A 16,230-nucleotide genomic window follows, 5' to 3' on the forward strand; every position below is an offset into this window, starting at 1 on the left:
AAAGGGAGAATGCAGATGGCTAAATTCGGTATTGTACAAATGACTTCGGGCGCAGATCCTGAGATAAATCTCAAGCACCTGAAAATGAAACTCAAAGGCTTGCAACTGCAGGGTGCCAAGCTGGTTGTCACGCCGGAAAACTGCTTGGTATTTGGCTCCCGCGAGGATTATCTAGCTCACGCCGAGCCGCTGGGCGAAGGCCCGCTTCAGGCGCAAGTGGCCGCTTTGGCCAAGCAACTGGGGATCTGGGTGCTGATAGGCTCTATGCCTATCCGCCAGCATGATGGGGCGATCACCACGACGGCTTTGCTGTTCGATGATCAGGGTTTGCTTCAGGGGCATTACGATAAGCTGCATATGTTCGATGTGGAGATCGACGATGCCCATCACAGCTATCGTGAATCTGACACCTTCCGGGCTGGCCGCGAAACCAAGGTAATCCCTACGCCGTATGGCAATATTGGTTTATCGATCTGTTATGATGTCAGGTTCCCACAACTTTATGCGGCATTGCGTGAGCAGGGAGCTGACATTATTGTCGTACCTGCTGCCTTTACCAAGGTAACCGGTAAGGCGCATTGGGAGCTACTGCTGAGGGCCCGTGCTGTTGAAACCCAGTGTTGGATGGTCGCTGCCGCTCAGTGGGGTGAGCACAATGAACAGCGTGAAACCTGGGGCCATTCAATGATTGTTGACCCGTGGGGTCAGGTCGTTGCTTGCCAGCAACAGGGGACGGGGGTCATGGTGGCCGATATCGACCTTGATTTGAGCAAGGCGATCCGAACAAATATGCCACTTGTTGAGCACGCGCGATTTAGTGTTCAGCATCGTGAAGGCTGACCGGCAGAGGGGCCGGGTGGCAATGAATATAAGAGCAAATTAAATGACGCTGGAAACTGTAGAAAACACAATGCTGGCCCAGTCTGGGTTAGGACGTGAAGAGCTTAATCAGGTACTGGGACTGGTGGCGGCACGCAATGTTGATTATGCCGACATCTATTTCCAGTCATGCTGGCATGAGTCTCTGGTGCTTGAAGACAGCATCATTAAAGATGGCTCGTTTAACATTGACCGAGGTGTCGGTGTGAGGGCGGTGTCTGGCGAGAAGACAGGCTTCGCTTACTCTGATCAAATCAACCAGCTTGCCTTGCAGCAATCTGCCAAAGCGGCCCGTGGTATTACCCGTAGCGGCGGTAATGGTCAGGTCAAGGCATTTGCTCCGATAATGGCCAATGGCATCTATGCGCCAGTCAATCCGTTGGACAGCTTCGACAAGCATCAGAAGATTGCTCTGCTGGAAGAAATCGACCGTTACATCCGCACCAAAGAGCCTTTGGTTAAGGAAGTGTCTGTCAGTATCAATGGCGTTTACGAGCAGGTGCTGGTGGCGGCGCTGGACGGCACCTATGCGGCGGATATTCGTCCGTTGGTTCGCCTGTCTATCAGCGTATTGATTGAGAAGGGTGACAAGCGTGAACACGGTAGTGCTGGCGGTGGTGGTCGTTATGGTTACGAATACTTCCAGACCGAAGAAGCCAACGGCAAATCGGTGGCTCTGAACTATGCCGATGAGGCTATCCGTCAGGCGCTGATCAATATCGATGCCGATGAAGCACCGGCAGGTACCATGCCAGTGGTACTCGGTGCAGGTTGGCCGGGCGTATTGCTGCACGAGGCGGTCGGTCATGGCCTCGAAGGCGATTTCAACCGCAAGGGATCGTCGATGTTTTCTGGTCAGATGGGCCAGCAGGTAACATCAAGCCTATGCACCATTGTCGATGATGGCACCCTGAAGGATCGTCGTGGCTCGCTCAACATTGATGACGAAGGCACGCCGGGCCAGTACAACGTGTTGGTGGAGGGCGGCAAGCTCAAAGGTTACATGCAGGACAAGCTCAATGCCCGCCTGATGGGCGTCGCGCCGACCGGTAACGGCCGCCGTGAGTCTTACGCACACTTGCCGATGCCGCGTATGACCAATACCTACATGCTACCAGGCGAGCACTCGCCGGAAGAAATCATTGCCAGCGTCAAGCAGGGCGTTTACGCGCCGAACTTCGGTGGTGGCCAGGTTGATATTACCTCCGGTAAGTTTGTGTTCTCGGCATCGGAAGCTTACTTGATCGAAAACGGTAAGATCACCCGTCCAATTAAAGGTGCAACCCTAATTGGCAGCGGCATCGAGGCGATGCAGCAGGTGTCGATGGTCGGTAATGACTTGGATATCGACCGCGGGGTCGGTGTCTGTGGTAAGGCGGGGCAGAGTGTTCCTGTCGGCGTTGGTCAGCCAACCCTGAAAGTCGAGTCGATGACAGTCGGCGGTACCCAGTAAAAAAAAGCCAGCGTCAGCTGGCTTTTTTTATCCGACACTTTGTTATCGCTTTGAGCCAAGACTTGATATCAAAGACGCATAAATACTTCCTTGTAGCTCTAACCCGCCGTCCATGGCGGGTAAGCTTTGAAATCAAGCCTTGCCCCAAGCTTTAAAATGGGGTGTCTGATTTTAGTCTTCCAGATACAGCTCTTTTAGGTACTGGAAGATTTCGCGGTAGGCTTTCGCTGGCTTGTTCTGGGCCTTTTCTTTATTGGCCTGGCGAACTAGCTGGCGTAGGCGCTGGCGGTCTGCATCAGGGTGATCAACCAAGATGGCATTGATCATGCTGTCGCCGTTTTCAATCAACTTTTCACGCTTTTGCTCTAGCTTCTTCAGCTCAGCTGTCGCTTGGTTGTGTTTGTTGTTGATCTTGTCCAGTGCCGCTTGGATAGGCTCAACTTCAACTTGGCGCATCAGCTTACCGATACGCTGTAGCTGGCGACGTCGGGCTTCTTTGTTGAAGCGCTGCGCGTCTTTGACCGCTTCAAGCATCTCTTCATCAAGAGGCACTTTCGCCAAGGCATTAGGCTTGAGGTTAACAAGTTCCTCACCTAGCTTTTGCAGGGCTTCCATGTCGCGCTTCATCTCGGATTTACTTACCCAGATGATTTCTTCTTCCGGTTCCCATGGGGCTTTTTGGTTTTTACGGCTCATAACTGGCTCATGAATTTTGCATTTGGTTTTTATTTTACCAGTTTAATCGTGATTTGGGGCGCAAAATCCACCTGTGCAGTGTTATCCTAAGAGTAATACCAATTTCATTGGCTTACCTCGTGCGTTGCTATGCAGCGATATAGGTTGGGGCCATTATTGAGATAATAATTATGGACGTGAGAGAACAGGTTGCTCAGCAGCGTGTGGAACTAGAGGCAGCGGTGGCAAAAGCGCTGGAAGTTGCCGGTCAGCAAGCCGATGCAGCAGAAGTTGCCATCAACAAAACCACAGGGATCAGCGTATCGACCCGGATGTGCGAGGTCGAGAATGTTGAGTTTAACAGTGACGGTGCCCTTGGCATCACGGTTTATCGTGGCCAGCGTAAAGGCAGCGCATCAACGTCTGACTTGAGTGAGAAAGCCATTGCCCAAACTGTGGCAGCTGCGCTGGATATTGCTCGTTATACATCGGAGGACCCGTTTGCAGGGCCTGGACCGGCTGAGTTGATGGCCAAGGATATTCCTGATCTGGACCTGTTCCACCCGGATGAGCCAGAGCCTGATCATGCTGCCGAAATTGCTGCCCGAGCTGAGCAGGCCGCACTAGAGTTCGACCCTCGCATCAAGCAGAGTGATGGTGCCAGCTACGACAGCCACTACGGTATTCGTGTGTACGGTAACAGCCACGGTATGCTGGCGAGCTATGCATCCAGCCGTCACAGCACCAGCTGTTGTGTGATTGCCGAAGGCAAGAACGGTGAGATGGAGCGTGACTACAGCTACACCACGGCACGCCGTGCTAATGAGCTATGGACACCTGAGCGAGTTGGTCAGGAAGCAGCTGAACGTACCGCAAGCCGAGTCGACCCGCAGAAACTGTCCACTCGCGAAGCACCGGTGATGTTTGCCGCCGATATTGCCACCGGTATGTTCGGTCATTTGGTGATGGGTATCAGCGGCTCGAACCTGTACCGTAAGTCATCATTCCTGCTTGATAAGCTGGGCGAGCAAATCTTCCCAGAGTGGCTGAATATTAGCGAGCGCCCGCATATCCTGCGCGGTATGGCCAGTACGCCTTTTGACAGCGAAGGGCTGGCAACCAAAGACTTGGAAATCATCCAGGACGGCCGTCTGCAAACCTACCTGATGACCAGCTACGCTGCCCGTAAACTGGGCCGTCAGCCTACCGGTCATGCTGGTGGTATCCACAACTGGTTGGTGAACTCGACCGGTGAGAGCTTCGAACAGATGCTTAAAAAGATGGATCGTGGCCTGCTAGTTACCGAGCTGATGGGACAAGGCGTAAACATCGTGACTGGTGACTACTCCCGAGGTGCAGCCGGTTTCTGGGTGGAAAACGGTGAAATCCAATACCCGGTGAGTGAAATCACCATTGCCGGTAACCTCAAAGACATGATGCAGAACATCGTGGCGATCGGTAGCGATACTGAAACCCGTAGCCAGATCCAAACTGGCTCAATGCTGCTTGATAGTATGAAGATTGCTGGAGAATAGGGGGCGAAGCCCTATTCGTCGGGTCCTAGGAAGAGCCGGCCCTAGGCGCTGGGCAAAGCAAAATCTAGTTCAAAAGCTTTGAACAGAATTGAATGCGGTGTCTACTTTTTGAAGGACCCAGGACCCAGGACCCAGGACCCAGGACCCAGGACCCAGGACCCAGAAACAGAAAAGCGAGAGGCTTCCACCTCTCGCTTTTTTATATGTATCGTTCGGGCTTGGCGGTTTACAAAAACTGTTTAGACAAGAAAGAGGGTCGCTAAGCCGAGGAAGACCGACAGGCCGACAATGTCGGTAATGGTGGTCAAGGCCATACCACCCGCCAGCGCAGGGTCGATATTCATCTTCTTGAGCATAATAGGAATACAGACCCCGGCCACGCCTGCGACCAGCAGGTTAGTCAGCATCGCACCGGCGATAATCGCACCCAACAGCAAGTTGCCTTTCCACAGAACGACTACGCCGCCGATGATGGCAGCCCACAGGATACCGTTGAGCAGGCCGACGCGGGCTTCTTTGCTCAATAGCCAACGGGTATTGGTCTCACCGATATGGCCAACGGCCAAACCACGGATCACCAATGCCACGGTCTGGTTACCGGCAACGCCTCCCATAGAAGGGACGATGGTCATCAGGATGGCAATGGCTGCCATTTGCTCCAAGGTATCTTCGAATAGGTTTGAAACCGAAGCAGCGGCCAGCGCAGCCAGTACATTGACCCCGAGCCAGATACTGCGTCGCTTGGCAGATTTGACCACAGGTGCAAAGGTATCTTCGTCATCATCCATACCAGCCATACTCATCATCGAGTGTTCGGCATCTTCACGGATGATATCAACTACGTCATCGATAGTGATACGGCCGACAAGCTGGTCGTCGGCATCGACGACTGGGGCCGAGAGCCAGTTACGGCGCTCGAACAGATTAGCGACTTCACCATCGTCCATATCAACCGGGATCGCCTCGTCGGCATCGTCCATTACATCATGGATTTCGGTATCGGGCTGGGTGGTGATCAGGGTCGCCAGCGACAGGTGGCCGATCAGCTTTTCGTTCTGATCTACCACATACAGGGCATCGGTTGCTTCCGGCAGTTCGCCTTTCATACGCAGGTAACGCAGAACCACATCAGCGGTGACATCACCACGGATAGTGATGAAGTCGGTACTCATGATCCCGCCGGCGGTTTCCTCCGGGTAGGCCAGCGCTTTTTCGACCCGGTGCCGATCTGTGGCATCCATCTGGGCCAGTACTTCCTGGTACTTACTATCAGGCAGGCTACGCAGGACGTAGGCAACATCATCGGTTTCCATGCCTTCGGTAACCGCTGCCAGTTTATCCGGTGCCATCTGGGCAACGATGCCGTCTTTGACGTCTTCCGACAGCTCGTCGAGGATTTCACCCTGCTCTTCGGGATCGGTCAGCTGCCACAGAACTTGACGTTCTTTGGGGGGAGAGGCCTCTAGTAGGTGGGCAATATCTTCCGGCTCCATATCCTGGAGCATACGGCGGACATGGACAAACATGCCGTTTTCAAGCGCCTGGTTAACTTCTTGCAGCGTTTGATGAGTTTGATCTTGATCGATGACATCGGCCATTGTTTGCAGTACCCCAAATGACTCAGATGTGAAATACCCCAGTGTGTCCTGAATGCAATGGATGGATGACTGGACGGTATATCAGCGCAATAAATTGAATTTTAACGCAATCGTTAGGGTGTTGTCTCACCAGATGTGAGAGGAATTGATGAATTATTGAAGATTTGCCTGCCCGGAGGAAAGCGGGCAGGGGATGTTCTGCCGCTGGCTAGCTGTCTTCGTCGAAACCAGCTTCGATCAGGGAGCTGACAGCATTGATTGCCTGTTCGGCATCGCCGCCCTCGGCACAGACTAACACTTGTTGGCCTTGGGCAGATTCAAGCATCAAGAGCCCCATCACACTGTCGGCGGTGGCACTTTTCTCACCGTTGCTGATAGTGATGCAGGACTCGAAGCTTTGCGCCAGTTCAACCAATTTGATAGCGGCCCGGGCATGGAGGCCCAGGCGGTTCTTGATAAATAACTCACGCGAGAAAACGGTCATGACTTGGCTTCCAGCGTACGGTGCCTGACCTGGACCTGATGCCCTTCATAGCGGAAGTATTCTGCCAACTGCTGGGTAATATAGACCGAGCGGTGTTGGCCGCCGGTGCAACCGATCGCGACGGTGAGGTAGCTACGGTTGTTCTTTTCCAGCATTGGCAGCCAGGTTTCGATGAAGTTACGCACCTGGTATATAAGCTGGCTCACTTCCGCATGGCCAGACAGGTAGTCTTTGACTTCCTGGTCTAGTCCGGTCAACGGTTTGAGCTCAGGGATCCAATGGGGGTTCGGTAGGAAGCGGACATCAAATACATAGTCGGCATCATTTGGCAAACCGTGTTTGAAGCCAAATGACTCGAACACCATGATTAGCTCGCGCGATTCGCGGCCAAGCACTCGTGACCGAACGGTTTCACTCAGATCATGAATGGACTTGGTGGTGGTATCGATCACTAGATCGGAACGCGCCTTGAGGCTGGAAAGCTGAGCGCTCTCGGACTGGATGGCCTGCTCTAGGGTCATGCCATGACGGGAAAGCGGGTGCAGACGGCGGGTCTCGCTGTAGCGTTTGACCAGGGTCTTGTCATCGGCATCGAGGTAAATCACATTGACGTCGACATCGTCACCGAGGGTATCCAGGGTATGGCTGATTTCCTCGGGATCTTCAGGCATGTTGCGCACATCAATACTGACGGCGATGTTTTGCTGATTGCCTTGCTGGGTCTCGATGAATTGAGGCAGCAGGTTGACCGGAAGGTTATCAACACAGTAGTAGCCCAGATCTTCCAATACCCGCAGGGCAATAGATTTACCTGAGCCCGAGCGTCCGCTTACGACCATTAACATCATGGCTGGCAGTCCTTAACATTCATGGATGGTGTGAAGGTCATTATGAATCACAGGTGAGTATTTGATAAAGCTCTTCGTCACTTTTTGCGGTGCGTAGCTGCTTAAGAACCTGTTTGTTGCTGAGCTTTTCCGCCATGCTGGAGAGGGTTTTGAGGTGCTGTTGACACTGCTCATCGGGTACCAGCAAAGCAAAAAGAAGATCGACAGGTTGGTTGTCGATGGCATCAAACTGAATCGGGTCCTGACACTGGATCAGAACGGCAATGGCTTGATCACTGCTGCTGATTCGACCGTGAGGGATAGCGATACCGTTACCGATCCCGGTGCTGCCCATCTTTTCGCGGCTGAGCATACACTCGAACAACGGTTGGGGGTTTTGGTCTAGGTGCTTGGCAGCAACTTCGCTGATGATTTCCAAGGCACGTTTTTTACTGGAGCAAGGGACTGCACTTTTCGTGCAGTCCAGGCTCAATACATTACTCAGTTGCATGATTCAGTGGCTTTTGAGCTTATCTTTGTGTTTGTTAAGTTGACGCACCAGTTTATCAGTTAATGCATCAATAGCGGCATACATATTTTCCGAATCCGCTTTTGCGTGGATTTCTCCAGCGTTAATATGCAACGTCGCTTCAGCCACTTGCTGTAATTTTTCCACGTTCAGGATGACCTGAACATTATTTATTTTATCGAAAAACCGCTCTAGCTTATCGAACTTCGTCTCCACGTACTCACGCATGGATGGGGTAATTTCAACATGGTGGCCAGTAAGATTGATTTGCATAGACATCTTCCTTCTTGTGGCGTCTGTTAGAGCAGACGTTTTCGCTGATTGGACGGCGGAATACCCAGCGATTCACGGTATTTGGCAATGGTCCGTCTTGCTACCATGATCCCTTGGTCCGCCAGTAATGTCGCTATCTTGCTGTCACTCAGCGGTTTGGCCTGGTTCTCGGCTGCAACCAGCTTTTTCACCAAGGCCCGGATAGCGGTGGATGAACACTCGCCACCGTTGTCGGTGCTGACGTGACTGGAGAAGAAGTATTTCAATTCAAAAATCCCACGCGGCGTGTGCATGTATTTTTGCGTCGTCACGCGGGATATGGTGGATTCATGCATATCGACCGCCAGCGCGATATCGTTGAGTACCATCGGCTTCATGGCTTCCTCGCCATACTCGAAGAAGTCCTGTTGGTGCTCGACAATACAGCGGGCGACTTTCAATAAGGTTTCGTTGCGGCTTTCAAGGCTTTTGATCAGCCATTTTGCATCTTGCAAGTGGGTGCGGATGAACTGGCTGTCTGCCGAGTTACGGGTATTCTTGCTAAGGGCGGCGTATTGTTGGTTAACCTTGATTCGCGGCACGCTATCAGGGTTGATAGTCACCACCCACTTACCATGATCTTTGAATACCGACACATCTGGAACCACGTATTCGGTGTCGGAAGCCACCACGCGATTGCCCGGACGCGGGTCAAGGCCGTGGATCAGTTGCATTACCTGCTTGAGTTCAGGCTCTTTGAGCTTGGTATCACGCATTAACTGGCGGTAGTCGCGGTTGGCTAGCAGATCGATGTAATCGGTCAGCAACATCCGGGCTTCAGCCAGCCAAGGGGTATCAGGTTGGAAGGTGGCAAGCTGCAGCATTAGACATTCCTGCAGGTTGCGCGAGGCAACACCCAGAGGGTCGAACTGTTGTACTCGCTTGAGAACAGCTTCCACTTCGTCGAGCTCGACATCGTCGTCACCCATGCTTTCAAGGATATCTTCGGCAGAGCAGGTCAGGTAGCCTTTCTCGTCGATGGCATCAATGATAGCTGTGGCAATAGTGCGGTCCGTTTCGCTGAACGGCGTCAGCTCGACCTGCCACATCAGGTAGTCTTGTAGGCTTTCTGTTGTTTCGCCCTGGTAAACCGGCATATCGTCGTCAAGAGCGATACCGGTATTGCCGGTACTGGCGCTGTAGACGTCATCCCAGGTGGTATCGACAGGAAGATCTTCTGGCATTTCCTGTTGCTCAATGGCATCGGAGGTATCGAAGGTTTCGGTATCGGCTACCTCGGACAGGCCGTCATCATTACTGCTGTCGCTCGCTTCGGCTGCAGTAGCGTTGCTTTCGTCTTCGCCATTGGTGGTTTCAGGGGTTCCTTCTTCCAGCTCGAGTAATGGGTTTGCATCCAATGCTTCCTGGATTTCCTGTTGCAAATCCAAGGTAGATAGCTGCAACAAGCGGATAGCCTGTTGAAGCTGCGGCGTCATTGCCAATTGTTGACCAAGTTTAAGCTGGAGCGAGGTTTTCATATTATTGTACGTACCTTATTTTTATCGCTGGTTCTTGCTGCCTAGTACCCAAAATGGTGATCAAATCCTCTGCTTCCACATTGACTTCCATGAAGCATCTATAAATTAACTATAGACGGAACTGGTCACCCAGATAGACTCGTTTTACATGTTCATCATTAAGTACTTCTGATGGCGTACCATGGGCGATCAGTTGCCCCTGGCTGACGATGTAGGCTTGCTCACAGACATCCAGCGTTTCCCTAACATTATGATCGGTGATCAGTACGCCAAGCCCACGATCGCGCAAATGTTCAATGATTTTCTTGATGTCGATCACGGATATAGGGTCAACGCCGGCAAAAGGTTCATCCAGCAGGATGAATTTTGGGTTTGCGGCTAGCGCTCGGGCGATTTCTACCCGGCGTCGTTCACCCCCTGATAGTGCCATACCTAAGCTGTTACGAATGTGCTGTATGTTGAATTCATCCAACAATTCTTCCAGTTTTTCCTGACGTTCACGCTTGGATAGCTCTTTGCGGGTTTGCAAAACGGCCATCAGGTTATCGTGCACAGAGAGCTTACGGAAAATAGAAGCCTCCTGCGGCAGGTAGCCGATCCCCATACGCGAGCGGTTATGCATTGGCTGTAAGCTGATGTCGGTATCATCAATGGTGATGGTGCCTTCATCGCGGGCAACAAGGCCAACGATCATGTAGAAAGAGGTGGTTTTGCCGGCACCGTTAGGGCCAAGCAAACCGACAATCTTGCCCGACTCAACCGCTAGGCTGACATCAGAAACCACTTTGCGGCCATTATAGCTTTTGGCCAGATGCTGTGCTTTTAAGGTTGCCATGCGTGGTTACTTCTTGTCGTTGTTTAGCTGGTTAGGCTGCAGGATCGTGGTAACACGCTGCTTCTTGCCGCTTTCGGCCACCAGTTTTTGTTGGTCGATACGGTAGCTGATCACATTACCTTTGATTTCACTGCCTTCCTGGATCAGAACAGCTTCCTCGGTCATTTTGAGGAACTCAGTGGAGGTTTCGTAGCGCATCTTCTTGGCTGCGCCGTCAATCGGCTTTCCGTCATCCATGATCTGGTGGAAGGTCGCTGGGTTACCATAGGCATCGATGGTCTCTTTGCCTTCCTGACCGCCAGGGCGAGTGACAACCACTTTGTCGGCACGGATATCGATACTGCCTTGGCGCAGAATGACATTACCGGTGAAGGTGACGACATTGTTTTGAATGTCGAGCTCCTGGTTGTCTGAGTCGATATAGATAGGCTGCTCAGTGTCATTACTCAGTGCCCAGCTGGCTGTGCTCAAGCACAGGCAGAGCAGGGTGGTCAATTTATAGCGCTTCATATCTACCTTTTACATTATTCAATAAGGTGGCGATGTTACGGTCCATGTTGCCTTTCATGCCTGTCCCTTCGTTCTGGAAGGCATCACCGGTGATAATGACATGATCCGGAGTGTCAAAATCTTTGCTGACCAAGTCCAAACGCAGGGTGTCGGTCTGGATAACGCGAACAGCTGATTCTGGTAGCAAGTTGAAGATACGCACATTGCCTGTCATCTGCAGGATATGGTTTTTGTCCAAACGAGCTTCATTGGAGCTGATCCGCCATTCGGTCTCGCTGCCGTCCTTGTATACCCACAAGACCGGTTCAACGAAGTCCGTATTGCCGCTTTGGCTAAAATGCTCGAGATGATCGGCATCTATCTGATAGCTGCGCAGTCCTGATTCATTGTAGGACGTATTGACAACGGACTTACCGGTAAAAATCGGTTTCTCTGCATCCGGAGCTACCTGGATATCTTCGGCCCAGTGTTTCTCCAGCAGGTAATAGCCTGTCCATGCACAGAACACAATAAGCAGTGCATAGATTAGCCGTTGTAAGGTCATATACTTAAGCCTTTATGTTTATCTAATTCTCCTCGAGCTTCAAGGATCAGATCACACACTTCGCGTACGGCACCGAACCCGCCTTGGATACGGGTAACAAAGTCGGCACGTTGGGCCAATAGCGGGTGGCCGTCGGCAACGCAGACAGACAGGCCAATTTTTTCCATCACCGGCCAATCAATGAGATCGTCGCCGATGTAGGCGGTGTGCTCTGGTGAGATACCAAGATTGGCCATGATATCTTCATAGGCGGCCAGCTTGTTGTCCTGCCCCTGGTAGACATGCTTGATGCCCAGAGCGGACATGCGGTTCTCGACAATCGCAGACTTGCGGCCGGTGATAATAGCCACTTCAATACCGGCGCCCATCAGGGATTTGATGCCGTAGCCGTCACGGGTGTGGAAGGTTTTCAGCTCTTCGCCATCATTGCCCATGTAAATACGGCCATCGGAAAAGACACCATCGACATCGCAGATCAGCAGCTGGATGGTGCGGGCACGGGAGAATATTGCTTGGCTGACTGGGCCATAAAGCGTTTCGATTTGCATTACATCACTCCCGCTTTCAATAGGTCATGCATGTTGAGGGCGCCAACCAGCTTGCCGTTGTCGGTAACCAGCAGTCCGCTGATCTTACGGTCTTCCAGCATTTTCAGGCCTTCGGCAGCCAGTACATCAGCACTGATGGTCGCTGGGTTACGGGTCATCACCTCACCAATGGTTGTGGTGTGAATGTCTACCAGGTTATCCAGCAGGCGGCGAAGATCGCCATCGGTAAAGATACCAAGCAGTTGTTGGTCTTTATCAATGATAGCCGTCATTCCCAAGCCTTTGCGAGAGACTTCCAGCAGGGCGTCTTTGATCAGTGCCTGATCGCTAACAACCGGTAGGCGATCGCCAGTGTGCATGATATCACTGATGCGGAGCAGCAGTTTGCGGCCCAGAGCACCACCCGGATGGGATAAGGCGAAGTCATCGGCAGTAAAGCCACGCGCTTCCATCAGGGCAATCGCCAGCGCATCACCCATCGCCAGTGTTGCTGTGGTACTTGAAGTAGGAGCAAGATTCAGCGGGCAGGCCTCTTTGTTGACGGTGATCTGCAAGTGGATCTGAGACAGCTTCGCCATACTTGATTCTGGCTTGCCCGTCATGCTTATTAATGGAATGCCCAAGCGTTTGATCACTGGCAGCAAAGTCAAAATTTCCGATGCTTCGCCCGAATTTGAAATCGCAAGAACCACATCACCTTTTTCGATCATGCCCAAGTCGCCATGGCTGGCTTCGCCCGGGTGAACAAAAAAGGCTGGCGTACCGGTACTGGCGAGGGTCGCTGCCATTTTGTTACCGATATGGCCTGATTTTCCCATCCCCATAACGATGACCTTGCCATTGCATTGGCTGATCAACTGGCAAGCTTCGGTGAAGCTGCCATTGATGTAATGGGTCAGTCCATGAAGAGCTTCTGCTTCAATTTCAATAACTTTACGGCCAATTTCGCAATAATCAAACGCTGTAGACATAATATTCCTCTCCGTTAGGCTGCCAGATTATAAAACAGATAGCCTTGATAGGCGATAAAGGTCGCCAATAGGATGAAACCTTCTACACGATTGATTCGGCGGCGCTTTCCAAGAGCCATCAGAACCAGCAAGATCGATACACCCAGCATCACATAGTAGTCGCGGCCCATGGCCAGCGGGCTCAGGGTGGATGGGTTCAGCAGGCCGGGGATCCCCATCACCGCAAGGATATTGAAGACGTTGGAGCCGATGATATTACCGACTGCCATGTCATCTTCGCCTTTGAACAGACTGGCAACCGAAGCAGCCAGTTCCGGCAGGCTGGTACCGATCGCAATAATGGTCAGGCCGATCACCAGATCACTCATGCCGAAATATTTGGCAATGGTCACCGCAGAGTCAACCAGCATGCTGGCCGCATAAGGCAACAGCACCAAGCCGATAAGTGTCCACATAACAGCTTTCGGGTTGCTGACACCATCTGGGATATCGGACTCTTGCTCTTCAACCAGCGGATCGCCGCCGGTTGCTTTGGCATTGCGGCTGATCCTGAGCATCGCCAGCAGAAAGGCTACAAATAGAACAACCAGCAGTACACCTTCAAAGAAGCCCAGGTGGCTATCCCATAACAGAACACCGGCAATCAGGGTCACGCCCATCATCAGTGGCAGCTCGCGGCGGATAATTTCCGAGCTAATAGATAAAGGCTTGATAAGTGCAGTAATACCCAGAATAAGGGCAATGTTGGCAATATTCGAACCCAGCACATTTCCGACTGCAGTGTCTGTTTTGCCATCCAGGGCGGCGGTGGCCGATACCATCATCTCAGGGGCTGAAGAGCCCATGGCAAGAATGGTCATACCGATGACAAGTGGGGTGACACCAAGATTTTTTGCAAGCGCCGCAGCGCCATAAACAAGTCGATCTGCGCTCCATACCAGTAAGGTCAGGCCGATACAGAGAAACACGATGGCTTCGAGCATTGTTATCCCTTTTGTAAAAGTGTGCTGGATTGAATCACGACAACATGCCGGAAAGCGGCTGTGATCCAATTGGGGTGATTAATAATAAGAGACTAATTTTGACGGTTCGGCCATGAAAAGGAAAGCAAAAGGGGCGAGAAAATGATTATTGTCTGTGGATTTTTAACAGGTTGGGACAATGTCGAAACAAGGCGGGATGGATTCGACCCAAACAGCCTTATGTCTTGCAGGGTATAGGTCATTGTGCCTAATGTTTCCAAGGGAATAGCAGTCATTATTAGCACTGTGCTGACCGAGAAATCACAGACTTCTTACAGTTCATCTCTTGAGTTGGTTGCATAATCTACCTATCATCAAAGACATAAAGATAACTAATTAATTCTATTCATATAATGTCGCTTGCTATGTTAGTAGGCCGACTTTTGGACTGGCAGGACAGCCATAAAGGTAACTATGGAGCAGACAGAGGCGCTGGTTTCTATCCGGCAAATGACCTTCTCCCGTGGTGAACGAAAAATCTTTGATGATGTTTCGTTGGACGTGCCCAAGGGTAAAGTGACGGCCATAATGGGCCCGTCAGGGATAGGTAAAACCACCTTGCTACGGTTAATTGGCGGCCAGATCTTGCCTGATAGCGGTGAAATCTGGTTTGAGGGCTGGAATATTCCGGCGCTGAGTCGCAGTGAACTGTATCTGGCCCGCAAGAAAATGAGCATGTTATTCCAATCCGGAGCCTTGTTCACTGACATGACGGTATTCGACAACGTAGCGTTTCCGCTCCGTGAGCATACCCAACTTCCCGAAGATCTCCTGCGCACCTTGGTACTGCTCAAGCTTGAAGCGGTTGGGCTACGCGGGGCTGCGCAATTGATGCCGAGCGAATTGTCTGGCGGTATGGCCCGACGGGCCGCATTGGCCCGCGCGATTGCGCTGGATCCGGATATGATCATGTATGACGAGCCGTTTGTCGGCCAGGATCCGATCACCATGGGAGTACTGGTGAAGTTGATCCGTGATCTGAACAAGGCGCTGGGTACCACTTCGGTGATTGTTTCCCACGATGTGCCTGAGGTGATGAGCATTGCGGACTATGTCTACATTCTCTCCGGCAGCCAGATCATTGGCCAGGGCACACCACAGCAATTATGGGATAACCCTGATCCGCGCGTCCGTCAGTTTCTCGATGGCGATGCTGATGGGCCTGTGCCGTTTCGTTTTCCTGCCGAGCCGATGGAGCAGGCGTTATTTGCCCTTGACGGCAAGGAGCGCCGAGCATGATGACAGAGTTTATTTCCCGTCAGGGGCGTCGGGCGTTGGATATCTTCCAGACCATGGGGCGCGCAACCTTGGTGTTGTATGGCGCATTGGTCAGCCGGCCGCAGCCCGGCAAAATGTTCCCGTTATTAGTGCGCCAGCTCTACAACGTTGGTGTGTTGTCGGTTGCTATCATTCTGGTCTCGGGCTTGTTTATAGGTATGGTACTGAGTCTGCAGGGCTACATCGTGCTGGTGGACTTCGGGGCTGAAACCAGCTTGGGTCAGATGGTCGCCTTGTCCCTGTTGCGCGAGCTCGGGCCGGTTGTCACCGCCTTGCTGTTTGCTGGCCGGGCCGGCTCGGCGCTGACCGCCGAAATCGGTTTGATGAAAACCACCGAGCAGTTGTCGAGCATGGAGATGATGGCGGTCGATCCGTTGCGTCAGGTCATCGCCCCGCGGTTCTGGGCCGGTGTGATTTCGATGCCATTGCTGGCGATGCTGTTCTGTGCCGTGGGGATCTGGGGTGGTGAGCTGGTCGGTGTCGAATGGAAAGGGATCGATCACGGTAGCTTCTGGTCGGTGATGCAGTCTTCGGTCGATTTGGGCTACGACATTGGCAACAGTATTATCAAATCCGTGGTTTTCGCAATCACCGTCACATGGATTGCGGTCTTCAATGGTTATGATGCGGTCCCGACATCCGAGGGGATCAGCCGCGCAACCACACGTACCGTGGTGAATTCGTCACTGGCAGTCTTGGGACTGGATTTTGTCCTCACTGCCCTGATGTTTGGCAACTGATAAAGCCGCAAT

Annotated in this window: 18 protein-coding genes; 5 read left to right on the plus strand and 13 right to left on the minus strand. The window is 52.2% G+C overall.

Annotation, left to right across the window (positions count from 1 at the left end; all coding sequences use genetic code 11):
• The first annotated feature begins 15 nt into the window (after positions 1-15).
• Entirely contained in the window at positions 16-840 is an 825-nt protein-coding gene (locus tag ACXAD4_RS01565; RefSeq protein WP_475238170.1) for a carbon-nitrogen hydrolase family protein, read from the plus strand.
• Positions 841-883: 43 nt separating this feature from the next.
• Complete coding sequence (tldD, locus tag ACXAD4_RS01570) at positions 884-2,332, plus strand: metalloprotease TldD (RefSeq protein WP_475238171.1); 1,449 nt, start codon at positions 884-886, stop codon at positions 2,330-2,332.
• 171 nt (positions 2,333-2,503) lie between these two features.
• Here the strand turns inward: tldD and yjgA are convergent, their stop codons facing one another.
• Positions 2,504-3,028 (minus strand): ribosome biogenesis factor YjgA, encoded by a 525-nt coding sequence (gene yjgA / locus ACXAD4_RS01575; protein WP_107299995.1) that lies wholly within the window; start codon positions 3,026-3,028, stop codon positions 2,504-2,506.
• Positions 3,029-3,198: 170 nt separating this feature from the next.
• Between yjgA and pmbA the strand changes: the two genes are divergently transcribed.
• Complete coding sequence (gene pmbA, locus ACXAD4_RS01580) at positions 3,199-4,542, plus strand: metalloprotease PmbA (RefSeq protein WP_475238173.1); 1,344 nt, start codon at positions 3,199-3,201, stop codon at positions 4,540-4,542.
• A gap of 239 nt (positions 4,543-4,781) precedes the next feature.
• On the opposite strand, the gene mgtE is transcribed toward pmbA, so the two are convergent.
• The 12 genes from mgtE to ACXAD4_RS01640 form a co-directional block, all read right to left on the minus strand.
• Complete coding sequence (gene mgtE, locus ACXAD4_RS01585; protein WP_475238176.1) at positions 4,782-6,140, minus strand: magnesium transporter; 1,359 nt, start codon at positions 6,138-6,140, stop codon at positions 4,782-4,784.
• A 208-nt stretch (positions 6,141-6,348) separates the two neighbouring features.
• Entirely contained in the window at positions 6,349-6,624 is a 276-nt protein-coding gene (locus ACXAD4_RS01590) for an HPr family phosphocarrier protein (RefSeq protein WP_475238177.1), read from the minus strand.
• The gene (gene rapZ, locus ACXAD4_RS01595; protein WP_475238178.1) at positions 6,621-7,472 is read right to left on the minus strand and encodes an RNase adapter RapZ; all 852 of its coding nucleotides are present in this window, start codon (positions 7,470-7,472) and stop codon (positions 6,621-6,623) included. The genes ACXAD4_RS01590 and rapZ overlap by 4 nt, the downstream gene beginning before the upstream one ends.
• Positions 7,473-7,512: 40 nt before the next feature.
• On the minus strand, positions 7,513-7,962 hold the full coding sequence (gene ptsN / locus ACXAD4_RS01600) for a PTS IIA-like nitrogen regulatory protein PtsN (RefSeq protein WP_475238180.1): 450 nt from the start codon (positions 7,960-7,962) through the stop codon (positions 7,513-7,515).
• A 3-nt stretch (positions 7,963-7,965) separates the two neighbouring features.
• Entirely contained in the window at positions 7,966-8,253 is a 288-nt protein-coding gene (hpf, locus tag ACXAD4_RS01605; protein WP_107300001.1) for a ribosome hibernation promoting factor, read from the minus strand.
• A 26-nt stretch (positions 8,254-8,279) separates the two neighbouring features.
• Positions 8,280-9,770, minus strand: a complete 1,491-nt coding sequence (locus ACXAD4_RS01610) for an RNA polymerase factor sigma-54 (RefSeq protein WP_475238182.1) — start codon at positions 9,768-9,770, stop codon at positions 8,280-8,282.
• Positions 9,771-9,879: 109 nt separating this feature from the next.
• The gene (gene lptB, locus ACXAD4_RS01615) at positions 9,880-10,605 is read right to left on the minus strand and encodes an LPS export ABC transporter ATP-binding protein (RefSeq protein ID WP_475238184.1); all 726 of its coding nucleotides are present in this window, start codon (positions 10,603-10,605) and stop codon (positions 9,880-9,882) included.
• A 6-nt stretch (positions 10,606-10,611) separates the two neighbouring features.
• The gene (lptA, locus tag ACXAD4_RS01620) at positions 10,612-11,115 is read right to left on the minus strand and encodes a lipopolysaccharide transport periplasmic protein LptA (protein WP_475238186.1); all 504 of its coding nucleotides are present in this window, start codon (positions 11,113-11,115) and stop codon (positions 10,612-10,614) included.
• The gene (lptC, locus tag ACXAD4_RS01625; protein ID WP_475238189.1) at positions 11,102-11,659 is read right to left on the minus strand and encodes an LPS export ABC transporter periplasmic protein LptC; all 558 of its coding nucleotides are present in this window, start codon (positions 11,657-11,659) and stop codon (positions 11,102-11,104) included. The genes lptA and lptC overlap by 14 nt, the downstream gene beginning before the upstream one ends.
• The gene (kdsC, locus tag ACXAD4_RS01630) at positions 11,656-12,207 is read right to left on the minus strand and encodes a 3-deoxy-manno-octulosonate-8-phosphatase KdsC (RefSeq protein ID WP_187461030.1); all 552 of its coding nucleotides are present in this window, start codon (positions 12,205-12,207) and stop codon (positions 11,656-11,658) included. Before kdsC ends, lptC begins: the two co-directional genes overlap by 4 nt.
• A complete protein-coding gene (locus tag ACXAD4_RS01635; RefSeq protein ID WP_475238191.1) occupies positions 12,207-13,178 on the minus strand; it encodes a KpsF/GutQ family sugar-phosphate isomerase in 972 nt (323 codons plus the stop codon). The genes kdsC and ACXAD4_RS01635 overlap by 1 nt, the downstream gene beginning before the upstream one ends.
• 14 nt (positions 13,179-13,192) lie before the next feature.
• Positions 13,193-14,161: a calcium/sodium antiporter gene (locus ACXAD4_RS01640; protein WP_475238194.1), complete on the minus strand. Its 969-nt coding sequence runs from the start codon at positions 14,159-14,161 to the stop codon at positions 13,193-13,195.
• A gap of 453 nt (positions 14,162-14,614) precedes the next feature.
• Here ACXAD4_RS01640 and mlaF point away from each other — a divergent pair, with 453 nt between their 5' ends.
• Both mlaF and mlaE read left to right on the plus strand, forming a co-directional pair.
• Positions 14,615-15,439 (plus strand): phospholipid ABC transporter ATP-binding protein MlaF, encoded by an 825-nt coding sequence (mlaF, locus tag ACXAD4_RS01645; protein WP_475238197.1) that lies wholly within the window; start codon positions 14,615-14,617, stop codon positions 15,437-15,439.
• Positions 15,439-16,218 (plus strand): lipid asymmetry maintenance ABC transporter permease subunit MlaE, encoded by a 780-nt coding sequence (gene mlaE, locus ACXAD4_RS01650; RefSeq protein WP_475242683.1) that lies wholly within the window; start codon positions 15,439-15,441, stop codon positions 16,216-16,218. Before mlaF ends, mlaE begins: the two co-directional genes overlap by 1 nt.
• Positions 16,219-16,230: the final 12 nt, after the last annotated feature.

The organism is Photobacterium sp. AWH4_225 (assembly GCF_056158405.1).

Coding starts and splice junctions, on each gene's coding strand:
- ACXAD4_RS01565 (WP_475238170.1), top strand. CDS start 16: ATGGCTAAATTCGGTATTGTACAAATGACTTCGGGCGCAGATCCTGAG.
- tldD (WP_475238171.1), top strand. CDS start 884: ATGACGCTGGAAACTGTAGAAAACACAATGCTGGCCCAGTCTGGGTTA.
- yjgA (WP_107299995.1), bottom strand. CDS start 3,028: ATGAGCCGTAAAAACCAAAAAGCCCCATGGGAACCGGAAGAAGAAATC.
- pmbA (WP_475238173.1), top strand. CDS start 3,199: ATGGACGTGAGAGAACAGGTTGCTCAGCAGCGTGTGGAACTAGAGGCA.
- mgtE (WP_475238176.1), bottom strand. CDS start 6,140: ATGGCCGATGTCATCGATCAAGATCAAACTCATCAAACGCTGCAAGAA.
- ACXAD4_RS01590 (WP_475238177.1), bottom strand. CDS start 6,624: ATGACCGTTTTCTCGCGTGAGTTATTTATCAAGAACCGCCTGGGCCTC.
- rapZ (WP_475238178.1), bottom strand. CDS start 7,472: ATGATGTTAATGGTCGTAAGCGGACGCTCGGGCTCAGGTAAATCTATT.
- ptsN (WP_475238180.1), bottom strand. CDS start 7,962: ATGCAACTGAGTAATGTATTGAGCCTGGACTGCACGAAAAGTGCAGTC.
- hpf (WP_107300001.1), bottom strand. CDS start 8,253: ATGCAAATCAATCTTACTGGCCACCATGTTGAAATTACCCCATCCATG.
- ACXAD4_RS01610 (WP_475238182.1), bottom strand. CDS start 9,770: ATGAAAACCTCGCTCCAGCTTAAACTTGGTCAACAATTGGCAATGACG.
- lptB (WP_475238184.1), bottom strand. CDS start 10,605: ATGGCAACCTTAAAAGCACAGCATCTGGCCAAAAGCTATAATGGCCGC.
- lptA (WP_475238186.1), bottom strand. CDS start 11,115: ATGAAGCGCTATAAATTGACCACCCTGCTCTGCCTGTGCTTGAGCACA.
- lptC (WP_475238189.1), bottom strand. CDS start 11,659: ATGACCTTACAACGGCTAATCTATGCACTGCTTATTGTGTTCTGTGCA.
- kdsC (WP_187461030.1), bottom strand. CDS start 12,207: ATGCAAATCGAAACGCTTTATGGCCCAGTCAGCCAAGCAATATTCTCC.
- ACXAD4_RS01635 (WP_475238191.1), bottom strand. CDS start 13,178: ATGTCTACAGCGTTTGATTATTGCGAAATTGGCCGTAAAGTTATTGAA.
- ACXAD4_RS01640 (WP_475238194.1), bottom strand. CDS start 14,161: ATGCTCGAAGCCATCGTGTTTCTCTGTATCGGCCTGACCTTACTGGTA.
- mlaF (WP_475238197.1), top strand. CDS start 14,615: ATGGAGCAGACAGAGGCGCTGGTTTCTATCCGGCAAATGACCTTCTCC.
- mlaE (WP_475242683.1), top strand. CDS start 15,439: ATGACAGAGTTTATTTCCCGTCAGGGGCGTCGGGCGTTGGATATCTTC.